This is a genomic window from Arthrobacter subterraneus (assembly GCF_900099735.1).
GTDB lineage: Bacteria > Actinomycetota > Actinomycetes > Actinomycetales > Micrococcaceae > Arthrobacter_D > Arthrobacter_D subterraneus.
In genome coordinates this window covers 63,260-85,422 of sequence record NZ_FNDT01000012.1, presented here as the reverse complement: position 1 = coordinate 85,422, position 22,163 = coordinate 63,260, and the positions used below count along the sequence as shown (strand labels likewise).

Annotated in this window: 21 protein-coding genes; 11 read left to right on the top strand and 10 right to left on the bottom strand. The window is 65.4% G+C overall.

Translation table 11 applies throughout. The annotated features are described in order from the left end of the window. The first annotated feature begins 41 nt into the window (after positions 1-41). From BLS52_RS12930 to BLS52_RS12885, 10 genes are read left to right on the top strand one after another with little or no spacing between them, the layout of a single operon-like run. Positions 42-1,085, top strand: a complete 1,044-nt coding sequence (locus BLS52_RS12930; RefSeq protein ID WP_245702860.1) for an Ldh family oxidoreductase — start codon at positions 42-44, stop codon at positions 1,083-1,085. Positions 1,086-1,144: 59 nt separating this feature from the next. Continuing rightward, positions 1,145-2,182, top strand: a complete 1,038-nt coding sequence (locus BLS52_RS12925; protein ID WP_090587249.1) for a sialic acid TRAP transporter substrate-binding protein SiaP — start codon at positions 1,145-1,147, stop codon at positions 2,180-2,182. Then, entirely contained in the window at positions 2,179-2,790 is a 612-nt protein-coding gene (locus BLS52_RS12920; protein ID WP_090587247.1) for a TRAP transporter small permease, read from the top strand. Before BLS52_RS12925 ends, BLS52_RS12920 begins: the two co-directional genes overlap by 4 nt. 8 nt (positions 2,791-2,798) lie before the next feature. Continuing rightward, the gene (locus BLS52_RS12915; protein ID WP_026545584.1) at positions 2,799-4,079 is read left to right on the top strand and encodes a TRAP transporter large permease; all 1,281 of its coding nucleotides are present in this window, start codon (positions 2,799-2,801) and stop codon (positions 4,077-4,079) included. Positions 4,080-4,116: 37 nt separating this feature from the next. After that, positions 4,117-5,421, top strand: coding sequence for an enolase C-terminal domain-like protein (locus tag BLS52_RS12910; RefSeq protein WP_090587246.1), 1,305 nt, complete (start codon positions 4,117-4,119; stop codon positions 5,419-5,421). Between the two features lie 26 nt (positions 5,422-5,447). After that, positions 5,448-6,950, top strand: a complete 1,503-nt coding sequence (locus BLS52_RS12905; protein WP_090587244.1) for an aldehyde dehydrogenase (NADP(+)) — start codon at positions 5,448-5,450, stop codon at positions 6,948-6,950. Further along, positions 6,947-8,131 (top strand): fumarylacetoacetate hydrolase family protein, encoded by a 1,185-nt coding sequence (locus BLS52_RS12900; RefSeq protein ID WP_090587243.1) that lies wholly within the window; start codon positions 6,947-6,949, stop codon positions 8,129-8,131. Before BLS52_RS12905 ends, BLS52_RS12900 begins: the two co-directional genes overlap by 4 nt. Next, entirely contained in the window at positions 8,128-8,841 is a 714-nt protein-coding gene (locus BLS52_RS12895) for a GntR family transcriptional regulator (protein ID WP_090587241.1), read from the top strand. The genes BLS52_RS12900 and BLS52_RS12895 overlap by 4 nt, the downstream gene beginning before the upstream one ends. Positions 8,842-8,878: 37 nt before the next feature. Next, entirely contained in the window at positions 8,879-9,625 is a 747-nt protein-coding gene (locus tag BLS52_RS12890; RefSeq protein ID WP_090587240.1) for an SDR family NAD(P)-dependent oxidoreductase, read from the top strand. A gap of 42 nt (positions 9,626-9,667) precedes the next feature. Continuing rightward, positions 9,668-10,519 (top strand): fumarylacetoacetate hydrolase family protein, encoded by an 852-nt coding sequence (locus tag BLS52_RS12885; protein WP_090587238.1) that lies wholly within the window; start codon positions 9,668-9,670, stop codon positions 10,517-10,519. Positions 10,520-10,602: 83 nt separating this feature from the next. Here the strand turns inward: BLS52_RS12885 and BLS52_RS12880 are convergent, their stop codons facing one another. Together BLS52_RS12880 and BLS52_RS12875 are read right to left on the bottom strand one after the other, a co-directional pair. After that, positions 10,603-11,634, bottom strand: a complete 1,032-nt coding sequence (locus tag BLS52_RS12880; RefSeq protein ID WP_090587237.1) for a GTP pyrophosphokinase — start codon at positions 11,632-11,634, stop codon at positions 10,603-10,605. Positions 11,635-11,859: 225 nt separating this feature from the next. Continuing rightward, positions 11,860-13,206 carry a GmrSD restriction endonuclease domain-containing protein gene (locus BLS52_RS12875; protein ID WP_245702859.1) on the bottom strand — a complete coding sequence of 449 codons (1,347 nt, stop codon included), beginning with the start codon at positions 13,204-13,206 and terminating at the stop codon, positions 11,860-11,862. Positions 13,207-13,487: 281 nt separating this feature from the next. Between BLS52_RS12875 and BLS52_RS12870 the strand changes: the two genes are divergently transcribed. Next, the gene (locus BLS52_RS12870) at positions 13,488-14,336 is read left to right on the top strand and encodes an endonuclease/exonuclease/phosphatase family protein (RefSeq protein WP_245702858.1); all 849 of its coding nucleotides are present in this window, start codon (positions 13,488-13,490) and stop codon (positions 14,334-14,336) included. 83 nt (positions 14,337-14,419) lie between these two features. Here the strand turns inward: BLS52_RS12870 and BLS52_RS12865 are convergent, their stop codons facing one another. From BLS52_RS12865 to BLS52_RS12830, 8 genes are all read right to left on the bottom strand, one after another. After that, positions 14,420-15,568, bottom strand: coding sequence for a carboxylate-amine ligase (locus BLS52_RS12865; RefSeq protein WP_090587232.1), 1,149 nt, complete (start codon positions 15,566-15,568; stop codon positions 14,420-14,422). Positions 15,569-15,676: 108 nt separating this feature from the next. Continuing rightward, positions 15,677-16,906 carry a D-mannonate dehydratase ManD gene (gene manD, locus BLS52_RS12860; protein ID WP_026545576.1) on the bottom strand — a complete coding sequence of 410 codons (1,230 nt, stop codon included), beginning with the start codon at positions 16,904-16,906 and terminating at the stop codon, positions 15,677-15,679. 46 nt (positions 16,907-16,952) lie between these two features. After that, a complete protein-coding gene (locus BLS52_RS12855) occupies positions 16,953-17,921 on the bottom strand; it encodes a sugar kinase (protein WP_245702857.1) in 969 nt (322 codons plus the stop codon). Next, on the bottom strand, positions 17,911-18,555 hold the full coding sequence (locus tag BLS52_RS12850) for a bifunctional 4-hydroxy-2-oxoglutarate aldolase/2-dehydro-3-deoxy-phosphogluconate aldolase (RefSeq protein ID WP_090587230.1): 645 nt from the start codon (positions 18,553-18,555) through the stop codon (positions 17,911-17,913). The genes BLS52_RS12855 and BLS52_RS12850 overlap by 11 nt, the downstream gene beginning before the upstream one ends. Positions 18,556-18,590: 35 nt before the next feature. After that, positions 18,591-19,736 carry a galactonate dehydratase gene (dgoD, locus tag BLS52_RS12845; protein WP_090587228.1) on the bottom strand — a complete coding sequence of 382 codons (1,146 nt, stop codon included), beginning with the start codon at positions 19,734-19,736 and terminating at the stop codon, positions 18,591-18,593. Continuing rightward, the gene (locus BLS52_RS12840; protein ID WP_090587227.1) at positions 19,726-20,250 is read right to left on the bottom strand and encodes a gluconokinase; all 525 of its coding nucleotides are present in this window, start codon (positions 20,248-20,250) and stop codon (positions 19,726-19,728) included. Before BLS52_RS12840 ends, dgoD begins: the two co-directional genes overlap by 11 nt. 3 nt (positions 20,251-20,253) lie before the next feature. Further along, entirely contained in the window at positions 20,254-21,153 is a 900-nt protein-coding gene (locus BLS52_RS12835) for a carbohydrate ABC transporter permease (protein WP_245702856.1), read from the bottom strand. Then, positions 21,150-22,073, bottom strand: coding sequence for a carbohydrate ABC transporter permease (locus BLS52_RS12830; RefSeq protein ID WP_245702855.1), 924 nt, complete (start codon positions 22,071-22,073; stop codon positions 21,150-21,152). The genes BLS52_RS12835 and BLS52_RS12830 overlap by 4 nt, the downstream gene beginning before the upstream one ends. Positions 22,074-22,163 lie beyond the last annotated feature (90 nt).

Sequence of the window (22,163 nt, the reverse complement as noted above, 5' to 3'; positions counted from 1 at the left end):
TATAGGATTCAGGTAATTCCTATATTGAAGGGTCTTCACCGTTGCAATCCCAGCTGACTTACTCCGCGGAGGAACTGTGCCGCCTCGCCGCCACGGTTCTGGAAACCCGCGGCGTCCCCTCGGATGACGCCGCCCTCACCGCGCGATCACTGGTCCAGGCGGACCAGCGCGGCATCTTCTCCCACGGACTGCTGCGCCTGCCGCTGTATTCCGAAGCCCTCCGCCTCGGGGGAATCAATCCTGCGCCGTCGATGACCTTCTCCTGGGGAGGTGACGCCGTCGCCACCCTCGATGCGGACGGAGCGCTCGGGCAGGTGGCCATGCAGGCCGCCGTCACCCGGGTCATCGAGGCCGGACGGAAGCACGGCATCGCCGCCGTCGCGATCTCCAACAGCAGCCACTACGGCGCCGGCGCCTTCTGGAGCGACCAGCTCGCCGACGCCGGCTTCCTTTCCTTCATCACCTCCTCGACCGGACCGGTGGTTGCCCCGCACGGCGGCCTCACCAAAGTGCTGGGCACCAACCCGCTGACGCTCGGTGCGCCCAGCGCCGACGGGTGGCCGCTGACAGCAGACCTGGCCACAAGCAACGGCGCCTACGGCAAGGTCATCGCCGCGAAGAATGAAGGGCGGCCGCTGCCCGAGGGCTGGGCTGTCGACGCTGAAGGCAACCCCACCACCGATCCGGAAGCCGCAGCAGCCGGATCCATGATTCCCTTCGGCAGCCACAAGGGTTCGGCCGTTGCGGTGCTCCTTGAGGCCTTCGCCTCATCCCTCACCACCGCAACGTACGCCTTCGAGACCGTCGACATCTGGTCCAACCCTGCATCCCGGATGAACAACGGGCACCTCGTCGTCGGAATCGACACTGAAGCGTTCGCCGGCCGTGCCTCCACCGAAGCGCGCATTGCGGACCTGCAGCAGCAGGTGCGCAATGCCGGACCGGCAGGCAAAACGGTCCACGCCCCCGGGGATCCGGAACGGATCCGGGAAACCGAAGCCGGCTCCACGGTGCAGTTACCCGCTTCCACGGCGGACCAGCTGCGCACACTCGCCCAGGAACTCTCCATCCCATCGATCCTCTGACCGCTTTTAGAACTCATCACCCAACCGTTCACAACCGTATTCCCGGAAGGAATCCAGCAATGAAGCTCGAACACTCCACCCCCGCCCGCCGTCGTCGTTCCGCTGCAGCCCTCGGCCTCGCTGCAAGCGCCGCGCTCCTGCTCTCGGCCTGCAATGTCGGCACGCCGGTGGACCGCGAGGAGGTTGCGCAGGCAGACACGGATGCCAAGACCCTCCGTCTGGCGCACGTATACGACGCCGGCCACCCCGTTGAAGAGTGCGGCATCACCACACTGAAGGAAGAGCTCGACGGAAGCGGACTGCAAGTCGAAAGCTTCCCCGCCGCACAGCTGGGCAACGAGTCCGAGTCTCTGGAGCAGGTCGCGTCCGGTGCGCTCGACATGGCCGTCGCCGGCCCCTCCTTCCTCGGAGTCTGGGAAGAAGACGCAGCAGTGCTGGACGGCGCCTACCTCTTCGAGGATGTTGACCACTTCATCGAGACCGTTGAGGGCGAGACCATGGCTGGCGTCTTTGACTCGCTCTACGAAAGCTCCGACATCAAGGTCCTCTCCAGCTGGTACTACGGAACCCGCCACGTCACCGCCAATAAGGAGATCAAGACCTCGGAGGACTTCGCCGGACTCAAGATCCGCACGCCGAACGCGCCGCTGTACCTGGAGAACATCAAGGCTATGGGCGGCACCGCCACCCCGATGGCGCTCGATGAGGTGTACCTGGCGCTGCAGCAGGGCGTCATCGACGCCCAGGAGAACCCGATCCCCACCATCTCCACCGCCAAGTTCAACGAGGTCCAGGACTACATCAACCTCACCGGCCACATGATCCAGGGCGTCCAGATCACCACCGGCCGCACCGTTTACGAAGGTCTCAGCGAGGAAGAGCGCGGTGCGCTCGAGGGCGCCATGGCGGCGGCTGCCGACGCCACCCGCGAATGCATCGAGGAGCAGGAACAGAGCATCCTCGAGGAGTGGAAGTCGGGCGACGGCATCCAGGTCAACGAGGACGTGGACCGCGAGTCCTTCGCGGCCGCCGCAGAGGAAGCCATGCTGCAGCAGCCCTGGGGTGAGCTGTACCAGGAAATCAAGGACGCCCGGTGAGTTCACGCTCTTCCCGTGCCGACGCGCTGAATGAGAACAACCTCTCGACCGGTGCCCACGTCCCCCATGAGCCGGATGAGCCGGACTTCGCGGAACAGCGCAGCCGGCTCTACCGGGGTCTGGTCAACGTCGAGCGGGTTGCCTCGTGCGGCCTGCTGGTGGCGACCCTAGGTCTGATCGTGCTCCAGGTGGTGAGCCGTTACGTGTTCAACACACCGTTCAGCTGGACCGAGGAACTCGCGCGGTTCGCACTGCTGTGGTTCACCTTCGTCTCCGCGGGCTTTGTGATGGCGCGCCGCATCCATATCGCGGTAGACCTGCTGGCCAGCAAGCTGGGGCGGGTCGGCACCATTGTCCTGGACACGTTCGCCATGACGGCGGTGGTTGTCACCGCCGCCGTCATGGCGGTGGCCGGCGCCGAGTTCGCGGCGGGAGCCAACCGACTCCTGGCTCCCGCGACCAGCCTGCCGATGAGCGTCGTCTACAGCGCCGCGGTGACCGGATTTGCGCTCATCTTCCTGCACGCCGCCCTGCACATCTACCTCAACATCCGCCACCCCGAGGTTGTCCCTGACGCAATGGAAAACCTCGAGCGGGAAGCGGTCTAGGACAGCTCATGACCCTCCTCATCATGCTCATAGCGCTGCTGGTGCTGCTCGCCCTGCGGGTGCCGGTCTCCTTCGCGCTGCTCATTCCGTCCGTGGCGTACGTCATCATGGACCCGACGGCGCGGATCGGCACGGCCGTGCAGCAAACGGTCTCCGGTGTGGACAGCTTCGCCATCCTCGCCGTGCCGATGTTCATCCTGCTCGGCAACCTGGCCAACGTCTCCGGTGTCACGGACAAGCTCTACGATGCCGCGGTAGCAGCCATCGGACACCTGCGCGGCAGCCTCGGCTACGTCAACGTCGCCACCAGTTTCGGCTTCTCCTGGATGAGCGGGGCAGCCATTGCCGATGCCGCCGCCATGGGCCGCGTTCAGGTGCCCGCCATGGTGGAACGCGGCTACAAGCGTGAGTTCGCGCTCGGCGTCACCGGCGCCTCCAGTCTCATCGCCCCGATGATTCCGCCCAGCATCCCGGCCGTTATCTACGCGGTCACCGCCGGAGTCTCCGTGGGCGCCCTGTTCATGGCCGGCGTCGTGCCTGCCCTGGTGCTGGTCGCCTCCCTCTGCCTCACCGTCTGGATCATCATGCGCAAGCGGGAGGACCTCCGCCTGCCCAAATCCACCTGGAAGGTGCGCGGACGCACCACGCTGGCCGCGCTGCCGGCCATGGGCTCCGCCGTCGTCATCCTGGGAGGCATCCTCAGCGGCGTGTTCACGCCGACGGAGGCAAGCGGCATCGGCGTCATCTACATCTTCGTCCTGGCTCTGGCCTACCGGATGCTGTCCTGGCGGAAGATCTACCGGACCCTGCTGACCACGGTGGAGACCTCCGGCTCCGTGCTCCTGATCGTGGCCGCCGCCGCGCTCTTCGGGTGGGTCCTGGCCCGCGAACAGGCTCCGCAGGTTGCGGCGAACCTGATTCTGGAAATCACCAACCAGCCGATCGTGTTCCTGATCCTCGTGAACATCCTGCTCCTGCTGGTCGGCTGCGTGCTCGAACCCACCGCCGCGATCCTCATCCTGGTGCCGGTGCTGCTCCCCGTAGCGGAGACCTTCGGGATCGATCCCATCCACCTGGGCATCATGGTGATCTTCAACCTGCTGATCGGCCTGATCACTCCCCCGGTGGGCCTGGTGCTCTTTGTCCTCTCGAGCGTCACCCGCGCACCGGTACCCACGGTGATCAAGGGCATCCTTCCCTTCTTCGCCCCGATGGTCCTCACCCTGTTGATCATCACGTTTGTCCCGGCCCTGACCGTCGGCCTGCCCACGCTGCTGGGCTTCCTCTAGACCTGACCTTCCGCACCAACCGAACAAGGACCTACCCATGTCACGCATCAGTTCTGTGCGCACCACCGATGTGCGCTTCCCTACCTCGCTGGACCTCTCCGGCTCCGACGCCGTCAATGTGGACCCCGATTACTCCGCCGCCTACGTGGAAATAGCAACCGACGACGGCGAGCGCGGTTACGGTCTCGTCTTCACCTGCGGGCGGGGCAACGAACTCATCACCGCGGCGATGGACAGCTATGGTGAACTGCTGGTCGGCCGGGACACCGACGAGCTGGTCAACAACCTCGGGGATGCCTCCCGCCGGTTGGTCCACGACTCGCAGATGCGCTGGCTCGGGCCCGAAAAGGGCGTTTCCCACATGGCCTGCGGCGGCATCGTCAACGCGCTCTGGGACGTGCGTGCCCGCCGGGAGAATAAGCCCCTGTGGCAGCTCCTGAGCGAAATGCCCGTCGACGAGGTGGTGAGCGCTGTCGACTTTACCCACATCGGCAACGCCCTCACACCGCAGGACGCCACGGACATCCTCCAGCGCGGGCAGGAAGGCAAGCAGGAGCGCATTGCCGAGCTCCGTCAGCACGGCTACCCCGCCTACACCACCACCCCGGGCTGGCTGGGCTACAGCGATGAGAAGCTGGTCCGCCTGTCGAAGGAGGCCGTCGCGGACGGGTTCGGGATGATCAAACTCAAGGTCGCCGGCAGCATCGAGGATGACCGCCGTCGTCTGTCCCTGGCCCGGGAAGCGGTGGGTCCCGACATCCGCATCGCCATCGACGCCAACCAGCGGTGGGAGGAACAGGAGGCCATCGACTGGGTCAACCAGCTGCAGGACTTCAACCCGTACTGGATCGAGGAGCCCACCAGCACCGACGACATCCTGGCCCATGCCGCCATCCGCAAGGCCGTCCACCCCATCAAGGTGGCCACCGGCGAGGCGGTCCAGAGCCGGATCATCTTCAAGCAGTTGCTCCAGGCCGGTGCGATCGACATTATGCAGATCGACTCCACCCGCGTGGCCGGCGTCAACGAGAATATCGCCAACCTGCTGCTCGCAGCGAAGTTCGACACCCCGGTCTGCCCGCATGCCGGCGGAGTGGGCCTGTGCGAGCTGGTCCAGCACTTCTCGTTCTTCGATTACGCGGCCATCACCGGCACCATGGAGGACAGGGTCATCGAGTTTGTCGATCACCTTCACGAGCATTTCGCCGAGCCCGTGGTCGTCACCGGCGGACGCTACCAGGCGCCGAAACTGCCGGGCGTCGGCGCGGAGATGCTGAGCGAATCCACGGCACGGTGGGCGTTCCCCGCCGGTGCCGGCTGGCAGGAACTGAACGCACGCTGACGCGGAACCAACCCGGAAGGAGCCCCATGACTGCCACCACCCTGACCATTGCCACCACCCGCGAGGAACTGGACCGCGCAGCCCTTGACGCGCACGCTGCGTTCCTAGCTGCCGCGGGCGCCACCCCCTCGACGCGTGCCGGCTGGCTCGACGCCCTCGCACGTGCGCTGCGGGAGAACGCCGCGGAACTGGTGCAGCTCGGCATGGCTGACACAAACCTCGCCGAGGCCCGCCTGCAGGGCGAACTGAAGCGTTCTGCCTTCCAGCTGGAACTGTTCGCCGAAGAGGTGCGCACCGGCGTCGTACTGGATGCCGTGATCGACCACGCGGATCCTGAGTGGGGTATGGGCCCGCGCCCCGATATCCGGCGGGTCAACGTCCCGCTGGGCGTTGTCGGCGTGTTCGGCGCCTCGAACTTTCCCTTCGCGTTCAGCGTGATGGGCGGGGACTCAGCGTCTGCCCTCGCAGCGGGCTGCGCCGTCCTGCATAAAGTCCACAGCGGGCACAGGACGCTGGCGCTGCGTACAGCGGAGATTGCGGTGGAGGCGTTGCGGAATGCCGGTGCGCCGGAGGGTCTCTTCGGCGTCGTCGACGGTCGGGAGGCGGCCGAGGCGCTGGTTGACCACCCGCTGGTGAAGGCCATCGGGTTCACGGGCTCCACCGCCGGCGGCCGGGCCCTCTTCAACCGCGCATCCGCCCGGGCCGAGCCCATCCCCTTCTACGGCGAGCTCGGCAGCATCAACCCTGTCTTTGTCCTCCCGGAGGCCTGGTCCTCACGGTCGGCGGACATCCTGGCCGGGTACGCCGGCTCGTTCACCATGGGCATGGGGCAGTTCTGCACCAAGCCGGGCGTATTGTTCGTCCCGGACTCGGCCACCGAGGAGCAGCTGCGTGGCGCCCTCAGCCCCGCCCTGGAGAAGGCGCCGCTCGGGAAGCTGCTCACCCCGGGGCTCCGGGACTCCTTCGGTCAGGCGCGGGACGGTCTCGCCGGCATCGACGGCGTGACCACGCTCATTCCCGGATCCGACGACGAGGTTCCCTCCCCCACCGTCCTGCTCACCGATGCTGCGGCGGTCAAGGCGGATCCGGAGATCCTGCGGCAGGAGATGTTCGGTCCCGCGACCGTGGTGGTCCGCTACAGCAGTCCGGAGGAACTTCCGGGGCTGGCCGGGCTCATGGAGGGCCAGCTCACGGCCACCATCCACGCGGATGACGCCGATCAGGCCGGCGACCTGCTCGACACCCTCACCGGCATCGCGGGCCGCGTGCTGTGGAACGGCTGGCCCACCGGTGTCACGGTGTCCTACGCGCAGCAGCATGGCGGACCCTACCCCGCCACCACTGCACCGGGGACGACGTCGGTCGGAACCGCCGCCGTCGGCCGCTTCACCCGCCCCGTCGCCTACCAGGACGTGCCCGACCAGGCGCTGCCGCCGGCCCTGCGGGAGGCCAACCCGTGGGGCATCCGCCGCCGGGTGGACGGCCGGTTTGAGGAAGCACAGTCCGTTTCCCGGGAGGGTGCGCGATGACCGCTTCGATCAGCAACCTGCTGCCCGACGACGCCGACCAGGCACTGCTGGTCGGGCGCCTGTGGGACCCGGAAACCGGCGGTCCCCGTCCCGTCCTGCTGGACGGGAATACCCTGGTGGACCTGTTTGACCACGCAGCCACCGTCTCCGAACTGCTCAACGGGGAGAACCCGGCCGCGCTGCTTGAGGACGCCCGTTCTTCCGCTGCACGGCGCTGGGATCTCGCCGACGTTGCCGGTGCCGCAATGGACGACGACGGCGTGCCCCACCTGCTGGCGCCGGTGGACCTGCAGGCGGTGAAGGCCTGCGGGGTCACCTTCGTGGACAGCATGATCGAACGGGTGATCGAGGAACGCTGCGCGGGTGATTTCACGCTTGCCGAGCAGATGCGCGCACAGGTGCATGAAGCCCTGGGCGGCAGCCTCGCAGGCGTGCGTCCGGGGTCACCGGAGGCAGCCCGCGTCAAGGAGGTGCTCGTCCGCGAGGGGTTCTGGTCGCAGTACCTGGAAGTCGGAATCGGTCCGGATCCCGAGGTCTTCAGCAAGGCTCCCGTTCTGTCCGCCGTGGGCACCGGGGCGCGCATCGGCATCCCGTCCTTCTCCTCCTGGAACAACCCCGAACCCGAACTGGTGCTCGTGGTGGACAGCACCGGGCGTGTCCGTGGTTGCACCCTGGGCAACGACGTCAACCTCCGCGATGTGGAGGGCCGCAGTGCGCTGCTCCTCGGAATGGCGAAGGACAACAACGGCTCGGCCGCGCTCGGTCCTTTTGTGCGGCTGTTCAACGCCTCCTACACGCTCGACGACGCCCGCCGGGAAACCATTCACCTCACCGTGACCGGGACCGACGGATACACCCTGAACGGAACCAACAGCGTCGAGCGGCTCAGCCGTCCCTTCGAGGAGCTTGTCGGCGCGGCCTATGGAACCCACCATCAGTATCCGGACGGGTTTGTGCTGTTCACCGGAACACTGTTCGCACCGAACGAGGACCGGGACGCCCCCGGCATGGGCTTCACCCACAAGACGGGCGACGTCGTGGAGATCCGCAGCGAACGGCTCGGTACACTGACCAACATGGTGGCACCGACGGAGGACCTGGAGCCCTGGCGGTTCGGGATCGGCAGCCAGCTGCAGTACATCCTGGCGCAGAAGCGCACAGACATGGCGCGTGCGCAATGACCGACGCCGCGGTGCGGGACGCCGAACCCCGGGGACGGTCAGGGACAGACGTCTACGGGATCCTGCGCGCCAAGATCCTCGACCTGCAGCTGCCGCCGGACGGCAAGATCAACATTGACGCGCTGGCCCGGGAACTCGGTGTTTCCCAGACACCCATCCGTGAAGCCCTCAGCCAGCTTGAGGGTGATCGGCTCATCGTCAAGACTCCGGGCAAGGGGTACCGCACCACGGCACTCCTGGACACCGCCGAACTGCGGGAACTGTTCGAGTTCCGCCTGCTCGTGGAGCCATGGGCGGCTCGGGCGGCGGCGGTGAACCGTCTCATCAACCCGGCGAGGACCCTGCGGGCGTCCCTCGACGAGTTCGAGTCCGGCACCGCGCAGGAGGGCAACGTCCGTCACCAGCTGGTAGCCCACGACACCGTGTTCCATGACCGCATCCTCTCCGCCAGCAGTAACGAGTTTGCCCTGCACGCCTACCGGGCGACCCACTGCCACCTGCACCTCTTCCGTCTCCACCCGGCTGATTACCAGGGAACCACCACGGTGGAGGAACACCGCGGGATCGTGGACGCGATCGCTGCGTGCGACCCGGATGCCGCACAGGAAGCCATGCACCGGCACCTCATCGGCGCCTACCACCGCTTCGCAGAGGCGTTCTCCCAGGAAGACTCCGAGCTCAGGGTCCCTCCGCCGGCCAAACTCTGCTGACCTCTCTACCTCTCCCGGACTGACAAGGATGTTGACGATGGAATCTTTTGCGGGCGTGCGCGCCCTGGTAACAGGCGGTGCCTCCGGAATCGGCGCCGCCGTGACCTCCGCCCTGATCGCCCGCGGCGCACGGGTGGCGGTGCTCGACCTGCGGCCGGAGGGTCTGCCGGAGGGTGTTGCGGGGTTTACCTGCGACGTCGGTGATCCTGCGTCGGTTGACGAGGCCGTGGCCTCGGCAGCACGGGAACTGGGCGGGATCGACGTCGTCGTCAATAACGCCGGTGTCGGCGCGGCCGGAAGCGTCGCGGACAACGACGACGACGAGTGGCTGCGGGTGCTCAACATCAATGTTGTGGGAATCGCCAGGGTGTCCCGGGCTGCCCTGCCGCACCTGCGCGAGTCCGGCTGCCCGGCGATCGTGAACACTGCGTCGGTCGCCGCAACGCATGGTCTTCCCCAGCGTGCGTTGTACTCGGCGAGCAAGGGGGCCGTCGCGGCGCTGACCCGTGCCATGGCTGCCGACCATTTGGCGGAAGGCATCCGGGTGAACTGCGTCAATCCCGGCACGGCGGACACCCCCTGGGTTTCCCGGCTGCTCGATGCTGCCGAGGATCCTGCCGCCGAACGGCAGGCGCTCGAGGCCCGCCAGCCGCACGGACGGCTGGTCTCGGCGGACGAGGTGGCGGCGTCGATACTATTCCTCGCCGACCCGGCCAACGGTTCCACGTCCGGCACCTCACTGTCCGTTGACGGCGGCATGCACAGCCTGCTCCTGCGGCGCTAGCGCGCCCGGGCAACCCATCACAGAACACGAAGGAGACCTGACATGGAATTGATGCGACTGGGCGAGCACGGCCGGGAAATCCCTGCTGTCCGCCACGACGGCGCCACCTACGACCTGCGCGGACTCACCCCGGACATCACCGGCGCTTTCCTGGCCGACGGCGGTACCGGGCGGATCCGCGAAGCGCTCGCTGCGGGCGACCTGCCGGAGCTTGGGGACGCTGCATCCCTGAGGGTGGGCGCGCCGCTCAGCGGAATTGGCGCCGTCGTCTGTGTCGGCATGAACTACGCAGCGCACGCTGCGGAAACCGGTGACCTGCCGCCCAAGGCTCCCATCATCTTCTTCAAGCATCCCAACACGGTGGTTGGGCCGAACGACGACGTCGTCATTCCGCCGGGCGCGCAGAAGGTGGACTGGGAGGTGGAGCTCGCCGTCGTCATCGGCAAGCGGGCCTCCTACCTCTCGAGCGCCGAGGAGGCGCTGAAGTGCATCGCGGGGTACACCATCAGCAACGATGTCTCCGAGCGGGACTACCAGCTTGCGCACTCCGGCGGTCAGTGGTCAAAGGGCAAGTGCGCACCGACCTTCAACCCGATGGGTCCTTCCCTGGTGCCGGCGGAGGATGTCGCGGACCCGCAGGCGCTGCGCCTGTATTCCAGTGTCAACGGTGAGTCGCGACAGGATTCGACGACCGCGGACATGGTCTTCAGCGTCGCCGAGATCATTCGCGACCTCTCCCAGTACATGGCGCTGGATCCGGGAGACGTGGTCAACACCGGTACCCCGCAGGGCGTTGCGCTCTCCGGCCGGTTCCCCTATCTGGCTGCCGGCGACACCATGACCATCGGCATTGACGGTCTGGGCGAGCAGCAGCAGCGGGTCGTGGGTGCCTGAACTACCGCCTCGCTGAGTGCTCAGCTACGGGACGAATAGCGCTTTCCGCCGTCGTGGTGGTGCGCATTCAGCCCTGTAAGCACTCAGCGTTGGGTGCCGGGCTCGTCGCGCAGTCTGCGGAGCCGGTGATTCAGTTTCCCGAGCCGGTTGCGGTCGTGGCCAAGGGTCTGCGTCTTGTCGATATGTTCCTGGCCGTAGCGGACCAGCAGCAGGTCATCGGCGGCGCGGACGTGGCCCGGCGCGAACTTGTACTGGATCCTGCGGGCGATGCCCTCCCAGTCAGCGGACCCCATCAGCTCGGATGCCTGGGCCACCGTGGTGATGCCGTGGGTTTCCAGCAGTTCGCGCAGCCATTCGTATTGTTCGATGCGGCTGCGCGGGTTGTTCGGCAGGGAGTGTTCGAGAATGCGTTCCAGCGCTTCGCCGGTCAGGTCCTCGGGGAGGAGTCTGGTTGATTCGTCAGGGTTGGCTTTCTCTGCGGCGACCACGTTGCTGATGGTGCTGAACTGGTTGTCGGCAAGCTCAATGAGGCCGGAGGCGAGGGTAAAGGCGCGGTTGACCTCGGGCGGCACCGGGCCGGCACTCTTGTAGCGGATGTCATGCTCGAACTCCGCCCATGCATGCTGGAGGATGGTGCGGAACTGCACTTCGAAGCGTTCGCCGATGTGGTGACGGCATCCGTTCGGTGCGGCGTCTTCGCTGATTCTTAGTACCAGGTGCTGGCCTGAGTACCCGAACTCGCCTTTCTCACGCTGTTCAGCGGTCTTGTCCACATGTGCGATCACTTCGAAGGAGTTGCGAAGGGCGGTGATGGCCCGCTCCACGTCGAGCTGGAGGAAGGTGATCACCCGCGCTCCGATGATGTCGTCGATTCCGCTCAACCCGTCGGCGTATTTGAGGCTACCGTCCGGATTTCGGCGTCGGAGCTTCTGTTCGAGGGACTGATGATCCTTCACCCGGTGTTCGATCGCGTGGTAATTCAGGCCGTCGTCGTCGAGGCGTGCAGCAATAGCGTCCTGGATGGCATTCGCTGCGGCCCGCTTCTGGTGCTGGGTGGCAGCGTATTCATCGAGGCACCGGTTGATGAGCCGATCATGGGCGGGATCCGGATCCATCTGCCTCCTGCTTCCCCCAAAACGCCGTCAGTGGTTACACAGTAGCCGCGCGGCCCTTCGATGTGGGCGCCAAAGCGCCTATGTTGCTTCCGGCGGAGTGCAGGCAGTGCACTCATTGCAGTCAATGCCTGCAGAGCCTGCACCGTTTCCCATCAACTATCGACTCCCGCTCGACCTATGGGCTCCGGCGCTAGAGTCGGCCGCGGTGTCCGGGCGTCGGCCGAGCTATTCGCAGCCGACGCCGTCGCCGTCCCTGTCGAGATGACGCCCGTAGCCTGGCTGGGTGGCGTACACCGGAGCAGCACCGGCCGCGCGTGCCGCTGAGCAGTTTGGGTAATAGACGGCTGCCGGAGCAGGTGCCGGGGCCGGTGCGGGCGCGGGGGCCGGCGCAGGAGCAGGCGCTGGTGCAGGTGCCGGCGCCGGAGCGGGTGCCGGGGCGGGCGCAGGCGCTGGTGTGGGCGCGGGTTCCGGCTCGGGCGCAGACTGGTTGGTCGGCGCCATCGTGTCCGCGCAGTTCGACAGAATGCGTGCCATCGCATCGTGCTCGGCCTGGGTAACCCAGAGACTGTAGGTAGCCTTCACCGAGATCTGCCGCGCAACGTATTCACAGCGGAAGGACCGGTTCGGCGGGAGCCAGGTTGCGGCGTCGCCTGCGCCTTTCTGCTGGTTGGTGGGGCCGTCCGTTGCCTGGAGGTTCAGCGGATCATTCGCGAAGGCTACGCGCTGTTCGAAGGTGAGCTGCTGCGCGCCCTTCTGCCAGGCGTCGGCGAGCGCAACCACGTGATCGATCTGGACGTCGCTGCTGGTGTTCTGCCCGCGGAGGAACGGGATGGTGGTTCCGGTATAGGGATCGTCCAGGGTGCCGGCCTGCACCTTGCACGGAACAGAGTTGGCATGGACGATGTCGTGAAGATCCCGGTTGAGCATGTCGTTGCGGGTATCGCACCCGTTGCGGTCGACGTCCAGCCATGCCTGGCCGAACTGGTCCCTGTCGTATCCGGTTTTCGGTGCGCGGCCCTTGATCGGCAGCGTCTCAAGCAGGGCGAGTGCCTTGACGCCGTATTCCGGCTGGTCCTGCGGTGCAGCCGGATCGCCCTGTGCTTCCGCAACGTCGTCATCATCAACGGGAGCGACGTCGGCGGAAGGAGACGGGCTTGGCGTCGGCGATGGGGTGGGAACCGCCGATCTGGTGGCCGGTGCCGTTGCTGTTGCGGTCGGTTCTGCGGCGGTCTCTGTCTGCTCAGCGGTTGCTGTTGGGACGGTGTCTACGGCGGGCGGCATCAGTGCTCCACCCACGACGACGGCGACAACACTGGCTGCTGTGACGATCGACCCTGCCTTGCGTCCCGCCAGGCGTGCCCACGATCCGCGTCCGGTGAGCACCGTGTAGAGACCGGTGAACAACGCCAGAATGGCTGCCAGGATCAGCGCGCCGCCGATACCGCTCGTGATCAGACCGAGTGCGATCAGAAACAGGCCGAACCCTCCGACGATCATCGTTGACGTCCTGGCGGTGCGTCTGCCCTGCGGCGAATCGCGATTTTGGGCAGAAGGCAGTGGCGAAAAATTCATGGAGCGTCCCCCGGTACGAGTGTTGTACTCCCATCGTATCGAGACCCCGCTAGCACACCCGAGGTAGCTAGTGCGTTCCTTGGACAAAAATGTGGATAACCCGTGTCCTCCCCAAAAAAGCTCGCTGCGTAGCGGTCATCACTCCTCATTCACTGGTTCTTTCCACGTACGACGACGGTGCGTCACCTGGGACACGTAGCGTCGCGAAAGGCGCCCCGCACCAAGCCGGTGAGCGCCCGCTGTCCGGACCGGACAAGCGCGAATCGCTTCGGAGGATACCTGTGTTCAAGAAACTGTTGTCTGTCTGCGCTGCCGCCATCCTGGCTGTGGGGGCGGGAGCCGCCCCGGCTGCCGCGACACCGGACGCCACCAGCGTCCGCGTCATGTCCTTCAATATCCACCACGGTGCTGATCCTGCGGACAACCTGGATCTGGAACGTAATGCCGAAGTCATCGAAGATTCCGGTGCCGAAATCATCGGGCTGCAGGAAGTCGACAACCACTGGTCTTCCCGCAGCGACTTCGAGGACCAGGCCGCCTGGCTGGCTGAGCGGTTGGGCATGCACTATGCATACGCAGCCAATCTTGACCGTGATCCGGCAGCAGGGCAGACCGAGCGCCGCCAGTACGGTACCGCCGTCCTGAGCGAGTACCCGATCCTCAGGACCGAGAACCACCTGCTCACCAACATCGAGTACGAGGTCCGGCCGACCGAGCAGCGCGGCCTGCTGGAAACGGTCATCAACGTCGAGGGGAACCACATCAGCTTCTACAACACCCACCTCGACCATCAGCGCAGTGAACAGCGCCAGTCACAGATGAAGGAGATCCTTGCCATCAGCGAGGAGATGGACAGGCCTACAGTGTTGGTCGGCGATCTGAACGCCGTACCCGGCACACCGGAAATGGAGACGGTCCTCAGCCAGTTCAGCGATGTTTTCGAGGCACTCGGTCAGCCCGACGACTTCACCTACCCTGTCGAGAACCCGAACCGCCGCATCGACTACATCCTGACAAAGGGCCAGATCGAGCCGGTGTCTGCGGAGGTCATAGACTCTGATTCGTCGGACCACCTGCCGGTTATTGCCGACCTGGAGGTCAGCCAGACTCCCAACGGACTGAACCGCTAGGGGCAAGCAACGCCCTGCCGCACCCCGGTACGGGGCGAAGGCTGCCTGCAAAAGGGTATGACCGATCGGCAGAAACCAGTCCGTCAGGCCTGATACAGCTCGTCGCTTCTGAACTGGAAACACACGGGCTTCGGCTGCGGTCTCCTGCGGGGACTGTTGACGCTGTTCGTGAGCGAGACGGCGTCGGACACTACTTCGGCGAAACTTCCGGTCCGTGCGTAGACGGCGCGCTGCCGGTTGCAGCCGGTTCCCCGGATGAGGGTCTGGCGGAGCAGGGATTCGACCATGGGCTCTTCCCCCTGCTCCGCCAGCACCGGGCGGACGTGCTCGAACAGGGAGCGCGCCACGTGTCGCGCATCCCGGAGGACGTTCAGCTGTGGGTCGAGCAGTTCGCCGTGCAGGCCGTAACGGCTTGCCCGCCAGGCGGCGAGCCGCAACTGGGCGGCCGGCATGGGGATGGGCGCTACGCCGCGCGTCCATTCCCGCGCCGCTGTCTCGACCAGAGCGCGCGTCAGTGCGGCCTGCAGCACTGCATCGTCGGCCTGAAGACAAACGTCGGCCACTCTCACCTCGACGGTGGGGTGACGTGCGCTGAGGCGTGCATCGAAGTAGATCTGGCCCCTGTCGATCGGCACTTCGCTGGCGATGAGGGTTTCGACGAGGTCGTGGTAAGCGGCCGCCGAGCCGAAAACCTCATACACGCCTGCTGTGGGCCAGCGGCTCCATGCCTGGGTGCGATAGCTTGCATAGCCCGAGTCCTCGCTTTTCCAGAACGGTGAATTTGTACTCAGGGCGGACAGCACCGGCAGCCAGACCCGGATACGGTCGAGGATGGCGACGCCTTCCTCGTCTGACTCCACGGCGACGTGCACGTGGCAACCGCAGGTCAGCTGGTCGCGGAGCGTCAAACCGAACCGATCCTGCATCTTCAGGTACCGCGGATCTGCGGTGAGCTCGGTACTGATTTCGGTTGGCGAGGTTGCAAGGGCCGCGATCCGGACGCCGATGCGGGCCGCCGCCTCATCGGCGGTTGCACGCTGCCGGCGAATGTCGGCGCTCAGGGCGGTCAGGGAGACCTGCGGTTCGGTTCCGGTTTCGATCTGCTCCTGTTTGCATTCCCTCATCAGTCCGCTGCTGCCGGCGGCGAGAAGGACGGCGTCGGCTGCTGCTTCGGGACACAACAAGAGAGGATTGATCAGGAGGAATTCCTCCTCCACGCCAAACGTCCGCATAGCGACCACCTTTCTCCCAAGGGAGAGGTCCATGGCTCACTGCTGAACTGTCTATTCAGGATAAGCAATGGCGGCGGTTTCAGCTATGGTCGGCCGGAACCGTGGTAGCTACCAGTCGTGAATGGTTCCGTCTTTCAGGCGGTTGAACGGCAGGTAGGCCGGTTCATAGGGGTGGGATGCGGCCGCCTCGAGGTTGAGCTCCACACCGAGCCCCGGCTGGTCACCGGGATGCAGGTACCCGTCCACAAACGTGAAGGACTGTTCGAACACCTCGTTCGTCAGGTCTCCATGCCGCATGTATTCCTGGATTCCGAAGTTATGGATTGCCAGGTCGAGGTGAAGCGCTGCTGCCATACCCACCGGTGAGATGTCGGTCGGTCCGTGGATACCCGACTTGATCTGGTACTGCGCGGCGTAGTCGAGGATCTTCTTCATGGCACTGATGCCACCCGTATGCGTGACTGCTGACCGTACATAATCGATGAGCTGCTCACGGATGAGCGTCTGGTAGTCCCACACCGTGTTGAACACCTCGCCGATCGCCAGCGGGGTGGTGGTGTGCTGGCGGACCAGCCGCAGGGCGTCCTGATTCTCGGCCGGTGTGCAGTCCTCAAGCCAGAACAGGTCGTACGGTTCAAGCGACTTCCCCAAGCGGGCCGCCTGGATCGGCGTGAGCCGGTGGTGACCGTCGTGAAGAAGCGGCAGTTCGGGGCCGAACTCGTTGCGGACGGCCTCGAACACGGTAGGTATGTGCCGCAGGTACGCGCGTGAATCCCAGTCCTCTTCGGCGGGCAGTGCCGCCCTCTGCGCAGGCTCATAGTCGTAGCGCACTCCCCCTGCCGTGGGCTGGGCAGCGACCCCGTAGACCGCGTTGATTCCGGGTACCGCGGTCTGGATGCGAATGGACTTGTAGCCCAGCTCAAGGTGCTCACGCACGGAGTCCAGGATCTCCGGCACGTCTCGTCCGCTGGCGTGTCCGTACGCCCGCACGGCTGTGCGGCTTGCTCCTCCCAGCAGCTGGTACAGCGGCATGCCCGCTGCTTTGGCTTTGATATCCCACAGCGCGACGTCGACGGCGGCGATCGCTGCCATGGTCACCGGTCCGCGCCGCCAGTATGCGCCGCGGTACAGGAACTGCCAGGTGTCCTCAATGCGATGGGCGTCCCGGCCGATCAGCAACGGAACCACGTGATGTTCGAGGTAGGCCGAAACGGCCAGTTCGCGGCCATTGAGCGTTGCGTCACCGAGGCCGGTTATGCCTTCCTCGGTTGTGATCTTCAGCGTGACGAAGTTGCGGTCGGGACTGGAAACGATCACTTCTGCGGAACGGATTTTCACGGTGTTTCTTTCTGCTGCATTGAGTTTCTGCTGTATTGGGGTTCAACTAACGGATGGTGGTTCCGGCGGACTGCAGGAGGGACAACTCGCTGCGGTCAGGGAGGTTTTCCCAGTCGCCCGTCGCAGCAACGGCAAACGCTCCCAGCGTCACGCCGCGAAGCAGTCGCTGCTCGATCGGTTCGCCGTCGAGCAGAGCTGAGAGGTAGCCGGCAGTGAAGGCGTCACCCGCGCCGACTGTATCCACCACGGGCACCTCCAGGGCCTCTCGATGATGGGTGGCCGCAGCTGTGTAGACCGTTGCACCGGATCCACCCCGTTTAACCACAACTTCGCCGACCCCGCGCTCCTGCAATTCGCCGACGAGTTCGCTCTCGGGCAGCTCTCCGGCGGATCCGGCAACGAGACCGATCTCGTCTTCGGACGCGATGAGGATGTCCGCAAGTCCCGCCAGAAACGTCAGGATTTCGGCGGCGGGCTTGCGGTCCCACAGCTTGGCGCGGTAGTTCACGTCGAAGCTGACCTTGATGCCGCGTTCGCGCGCGCCCTCGGCCGCCAGGAGAGTTGCCCTGGCAGCGCCGCCAGAAAGCGCAGGAGTGATACCCGTGAGGTGAAGAACCGCCGGTCCGGCATCCAGCGCCGCTGAGAGGTCATCGAAATCCAACGCCGAGCCGGCAGATCCGGCACGGTAGTAAGCGGCCCGCGACACATCCGCGATACGTTTTTCGAGCAGCATGAGCCCGGTGGGCCTGCTGGAGTCCAGCACGACGGCGTCAGTGAGGACCCCCTCCCCCCGAAGCGTCCTCAAGGCAAAGCTGCCGATCTCATCCTGGCCGAGCCGACCGACCCAACGGACACTGTGGCCGAGGCGGGCGAGCCCGATCGCGACATTGGATTCGGCGCCGGCGAGGGACATTGACATCGCACCCCCGTGCCGCAGCAGCCCCCCGGCGCGGATGGATCCCATGGTCTCGCCGAAGGTCAGCACCTGGGAGGTGGCCAGCCGCTCACCGCTCATCCGGGTGTTCCTTCCTGAAACCGATACCAAGGAATTCGTGTGCCCGCCGCCGAAGTGCCGCCAGGTCGCCCCCGCCGGCTGCATCTCCAATCAGGGGCGAACCCACACCGACGGCGATGGCCCCCCGATCGAGATAATCGGCCGCAGCCGCAGCATTGACCCCACCCACGGGAATGAACGGGATCTCCGGGAATGGATCGCGCAGGGCCGAAAGGTAGGCAGGTCCGCCGAGGGAGGCAGGGAACAGCTTGATCGCCGTTGCGCCGCGGTCCATTGCGGAAAACGTCTCACTGGGGGTGAGCGCGCCGGCAAGGACCGGCAGTCCCAGTAGCACCCCGGCGTCCACCGCGGCCGTAACGGCGGGCGTCACCAGGAACTGTCCGCCGGCGTCCGAGACCCGTCCGGCGTCGTCGCCCGTCAACACAGTTCCGGCACCGATGGTGGCGTGGTCACCCACTTCGTCCCGCACACTGCGGATAACTTCCAGCGCGCCCGGAGTATTCAGGGAAACCTCAAGATAGGTGACACCCTCCTCGACAAGTGCGACGGCGGTGCGAACCGATGCCGCACTGTCACTTCCCCGGATGATCGCCAGCAGGCGTGCCTTTTTTAGTCCGTCGAGGAAACCGGTCATGGATCTGTCCTTACTGGCTGGGTGCGTGGGTGTGCTTACCACTCGGCGTACGCGCCGTCGTCGTGCCGCCAGACCGGTGAACGCCACGCGTGCCCGCTCTTGTCTGCGATGCGGACAGCCGATTCATCGATCTCGATCCCGAGGCCGGGAGCGGTCAGGCGCTCCACATAGCCATCGACGAACTTGAGCGGCGTCTTGTCCAACACATAGTCCAGCACCTCGGCACCCTGGTTGTAGTGGATGCCGATGCTCTGCTCCTGGATGAGGAAGTTCGGCGTCGCGAAGCCGACCTGCAGGCAGGACGCCAGCGCGAGCGGTCCGAGCGGGCAGTGCGGGGCCAGCTGCACATCGAAAATTTCCGCGAGCGAGGCGATCTTCCGGACCTCGGTGATGCCCCCGGCATGGGAAAGGTCGGGCTGCGCCACCGCGATGCCCGCCTGCAGCACCGGAAGGAACTCCTGGCGGTTGTACAGCCGCTCCCCCGTGGCCACCGGAATGGTGGTGGAGCTGGTGAGCCCGCCGATCAGATGTGAATTCTCCGGCACGGTGGGTTCTTCGAGGAAGAACGGGTGGAGCGGTTCCAGGAGCGGCGCGATGCGCCGGGTATCGGCAAGGGTGAATCGTCCATGGAAGTCGACCGCAACGTCACGGTGCGGGCCGAGGACCTCCCGTGCTGCGGCGACGCGCTCCACCACCTCGTTGATCGCTGCGACGCTGCCGAGCGGCTTCATTCGGCCGCTGGCATTCATTTTCACGGCGGTGAGCCCCACGGAGAGCTGGGCGGCGACGGCGTCGGCAATTTCTGCCGGCTCGTCGCCGCCGATCCAGCCGTACATCCGGATCCGGTCACGGACATGCCCGCCCACCAACTGGTGTACCGGAACTCCGAGCGACTTCCCATGGATGTCCCACAGCGCCTGGTCCAGACCTGCTACCGCGCTGGCGAGAATCGCCCCGCCCCGGTAGAACGAGCCCTTGGTCATGACCTGCCAGTGATCCTCGATGCGCAGCGGATCCTGCCCGATGAGCAGCTCGGACAACTGCTCGACCGCGGTGCGCACCGTTTCGGAGCGGCCTTCGACTACGGGTTCACCCCAGCCGACAATCCCGCTGTCGGTCTCCACCCGAACAAAGAGCCAACGGGGCGGGACGAGGAAGGTTTCTATTCGGCTAATGCGCATGGACGCTGCTTTCGGTGAGGTGTGCACAGACGCGGTCAACGATTACGTCCGGCGGGAGAGCGATGTCCACGGTGAGCCCGAGTTCGTCGTCCCCCGGCAATTCCAGGGTGTTGTATTGCGAGGCGAGAAGCGTCGGCGGCATGTATTCGTGCTCCCGCGCGGAGATTCGCGCCGCGACCAGCTCCCTCGATCCGTACGGATGGAGGACAAAGAGTTCCGGCGCATGTCCGCGCAGCAGGTCCCGGTAGGAGCGTTTGAGTGCGGAACAGGCGACGACGACGCCCGTGTCAGCGCCCCTCGACAGTTCCTTTCCGACGGCATGGAGCCAGGGCAGCCGGTTCTCATCCGTGAGGGGGGTTCCGGCGGCCATGAGCTGCTTGTTCTGCTCCGGATGGAGATCATCGCCGTCCACGAAGTCGGCGCCGAGCCTGGCCGCCAGGAGCGCACCGAGCGTGCTTTTCCCAGAGCCCTGCACCCCCATGATGACAATCGGTGGGGTTGATGGTTCCGCCATGGCCTAGCCCTTGGTCGCGCCGGCTGTGAGGCCGGAGACGATGTACTTCTGCGTGAACAGGGCAATGACCATGATCGGGATGGTGACCACCACCGAGGCCGCCATCAGGCCTCCCCAGTCGATGCTGGCGTACGCCACAAAGTTGAAGATAGCGACGGGCAGGGTCTTGGTATCAGCGCCGGAAAGCACCAGGGCAAACATGAAGTTGTTCCAGGAGAAGATGAACGCCAGGATGCTCGCGGTGGCGATGCCCGCCATCGAGAGCGGCAGAGTGACCTTCAGGAAGGCGCCGATGTGGGTCAGCCCGTCAACCCGCGCCGCTTCTTCCAGTTCCAGCGGCATGGAGTCGTAATAGGACATCAGGATGTACACGATCAGCGGCAGGGCAACGAACATGTGGGACAGGATGAGAACCGTGTACCCGCCGACCATGGACAGGTTGGAGAACACGTAGTACCACGGGACCAGCAGGCTGACTCCGGGGATGATGCGTGCCATGAGGACCACGAGGGCAGAGCGGCGCATCGCGAAGCGGCTCATGGAGTAGGCCGCCGGAACACCGATGATCAGTGAGAGTGCTGTGGAGGCGAAGGCTACCCAGAAGCTGTTGAAGACAAAGGACAGGTAGTTGTTCCGGCCGAGGACTGTCTCGTAGTTCGCGGTGGTCGGTTCGAAGATCAGGGTCTTACTGGCGTCGTAGATGTCCACGTTGGTCTTCAGCGATGCGAGGAACATCCAGGCCAGCGGGGCGAGAAACGACAGGACGATCACAATCAGGGCGACGACACGGAAGACCTTATAGGCCCTGGTGGCAAGCGGCTTCCGGCGGCGCCGCTGTGCGGGCGGGCGGGCGGCCGTTTCGGCGCCGGGCCGGAGCATTTTCGGGGTGACAACGCTGCTCATTTCTGGACGTCCTTCCGGCGGCGGGTCAGGACCCACATCGCGGCGATGATGATGAGGAAGAAGATAATCAGCACGGTCGACGACAACCCGTAATCGTTGTAGTCGAAGCTCAGTCCGTAGGCGTAGACGTTGAGCGTCTCTACTTCGTTGAAGGAGCCACCGCCTCGTCCCTTGGTGGCGTAGAGCAGGTCGAAGGTCTTCAGGGCGTCGATGCTGCGCAGGAGGATGGCCACAATGATGGTGGGCATCATCAGCGGAACGGTGATGAATTTGAAGCGCTGCCAGGCGTTGGCGCCGTCGATGCGTGCGGCTTCATCCGGCTCCTCGGAAAGCGAGGTGAGCCCGGCGAGCAGGATGATGACAACCATGGGCGTCCACTGCCAGATATCGATGAAGATGACCGTGGCCAGCGCGGTGTCCTGTCCTGAGAGCCAGGGCTGTGCGGGGATGCCGAACCAGGCGAGTGCCTGGTTGGCGAAGCCGATATTCGGGTCGAAGATGAGCCGCCACATCATGCCGACGGCAACGGGGGTAGCTACGAGCGGGAGGAGGATGGCCACCCGGACCCATTTCTCACCCTTGAACGGGCGCCACAGCAGGAGGGCGATACACATACCGAGCACCATCTGAACCAGGAGCGCTGCACCGGTGAAGATGAACGTGCGGGCTACGGCCGGCCAGAAGCGGTCGGTGTCGGTGAGGACCTCTGTGTAGTTCGCGAAGCCGATGAACTCGGATTCTGCGCGGACTGAACCGGAAGCGTCGGTGAGGCTGAGGTAGAGGGTCCAGGCGAGGGGGAAGATGATGAGGATGGCAACAAAGGCCATAGCCGGTGCCGCGAAAAGCCACTTCCGGTGGTTGTTAGCCCAGTCGGAATAGGCCTTCCACGCGGATTTCTGCGGCAGGGAGGCGACGGTCATTGTCCACGTCCTTGGGGATGGTAAGGGAAGTCTTTCAATCGGGAGCCAGCCCGGGAGATTCCGGCGAGTACCGCCGTCGTGCCCGTGAGC

Bases quoted from the DNA above. Each gene is read 5' to 3' on its own strand.
- BLS52_RS12840 (WP_090587227.1), bottom strand. From the start codon at position 20,250: ATGGCGGAACCATCAACCCCACCGATTGTCATCATGGGGGTGCAGGGC.
- BLS52_RS12875 (WP_245702859.1), bottom strand. From the start codon at position 13,206: ATGAATTTTTCGCCACTGCCTTCTGCCCAAAATCGCGATTCGCCGCAG.
- BLS52_RS12915 (WP_026545584.1), top strand. From the start codon at position 2,799: ATGACCCTCCTCATCATGCTCATAGCGCTGCTGGTGCTGCTCGCCCTG.
- BLS52_RS12925 (WP_090587249.1), top strand. From the start codon at position 1,145: ATGAAGCTCGAACACTCCACCCCCGCCCGCCGTCGTCGTTCCGCTGCA.
- dgoD (WP_090587228.1), bottom strand. From the start codon at position 19,736: ATGCGCATTAGCCGAATAGAAACCTTCCTCGTCCCGCCCCGTTGGCTC.
- BLS52_RS12900 (WP_090587243.1), top strand. From the start codon at position 6,947: ATGACCGCTTCGATCAGCAACCTGCTGCCCGACGACGCCGACCAGGCA.
- BLS52_RS12880 (WP_090587237.1), bottom strand. From the start codon at position 11,634: ATGGATCCGGATCCCGCCCATGATCGGCTCATCAACCGGTGCCTCGAT.
- BLS52_RS12895 (WP_090587241.1), top strand. From the start codon at position 8,128: ATGACCGACGCCGCGGTGCGGGACGCCGAACCCCGGGGACGGTCAGGG.
- BLS52_RS12885 (WP_090587238.1), top strand. From the start codon at position 9,668: ATGGAATTGATGCGACTGGGCGAGCACGGCCGGGAAATCCCTGCTGTC.
- BLS52_RS12855 (WP_245702857.1), bottom strand. From the start codon at position 17,921: ATGAGCGGTGAGCGGCTGGCCACCTCCCAGGTGCTGACCTTCGGCGAG.
- BLS52_RS12890 (WP_090587240.1), top strand. From the start codon at position 8,879: ATGGAATCTTTTGCGGGCGTGCGCGCCCTGGTAACAGGCGGTGCCTCC.
- BLS52_RS12830 (WP_245702855.1), bottom strand. From the start codon at position 22,073: ATGACCGTCGCCTCCCTGCCGCAGAAATCCGCGTGGAAGGCCTATTCC.
- BLS52_RS12850 (WP_090587230.1), bottom strand. From the start codon at position 18,555: ATGACCGGTTTCCTCGACGGACTAAAAAAGGCACGCCTGCTGGCGATC.
- BLS52_RS12865 (WP_090587232.1), bottom strand. From the start codon at position 15,568: ATGCGGACGTTTGGCGTGGAGGAGGAATTCCTCCTGATCAATCCTCTC.
- BLS52_RS12910 (WP_090587246.1), top strand. From the start codon at position 4,117: ATGTCACGCATCAGTTCTGTGCGCACCACCGATGTGCGCTTCCCTACC.
- BLS52_RS12905 (WP_090587244.1), top strand. From the start codon at position 5,448: ATGACTGCCACCACCCTGACCATTGCCACCACCCGCGAGGAACTGGAC.
- BLS52_RS12835 (WP_245702856.1), bottom strand. From the start codon at position 21,153: ATGAGCAGCGTTGTCACCCCGAAAATGCTCCGGCCCGGCGCCGAAACG.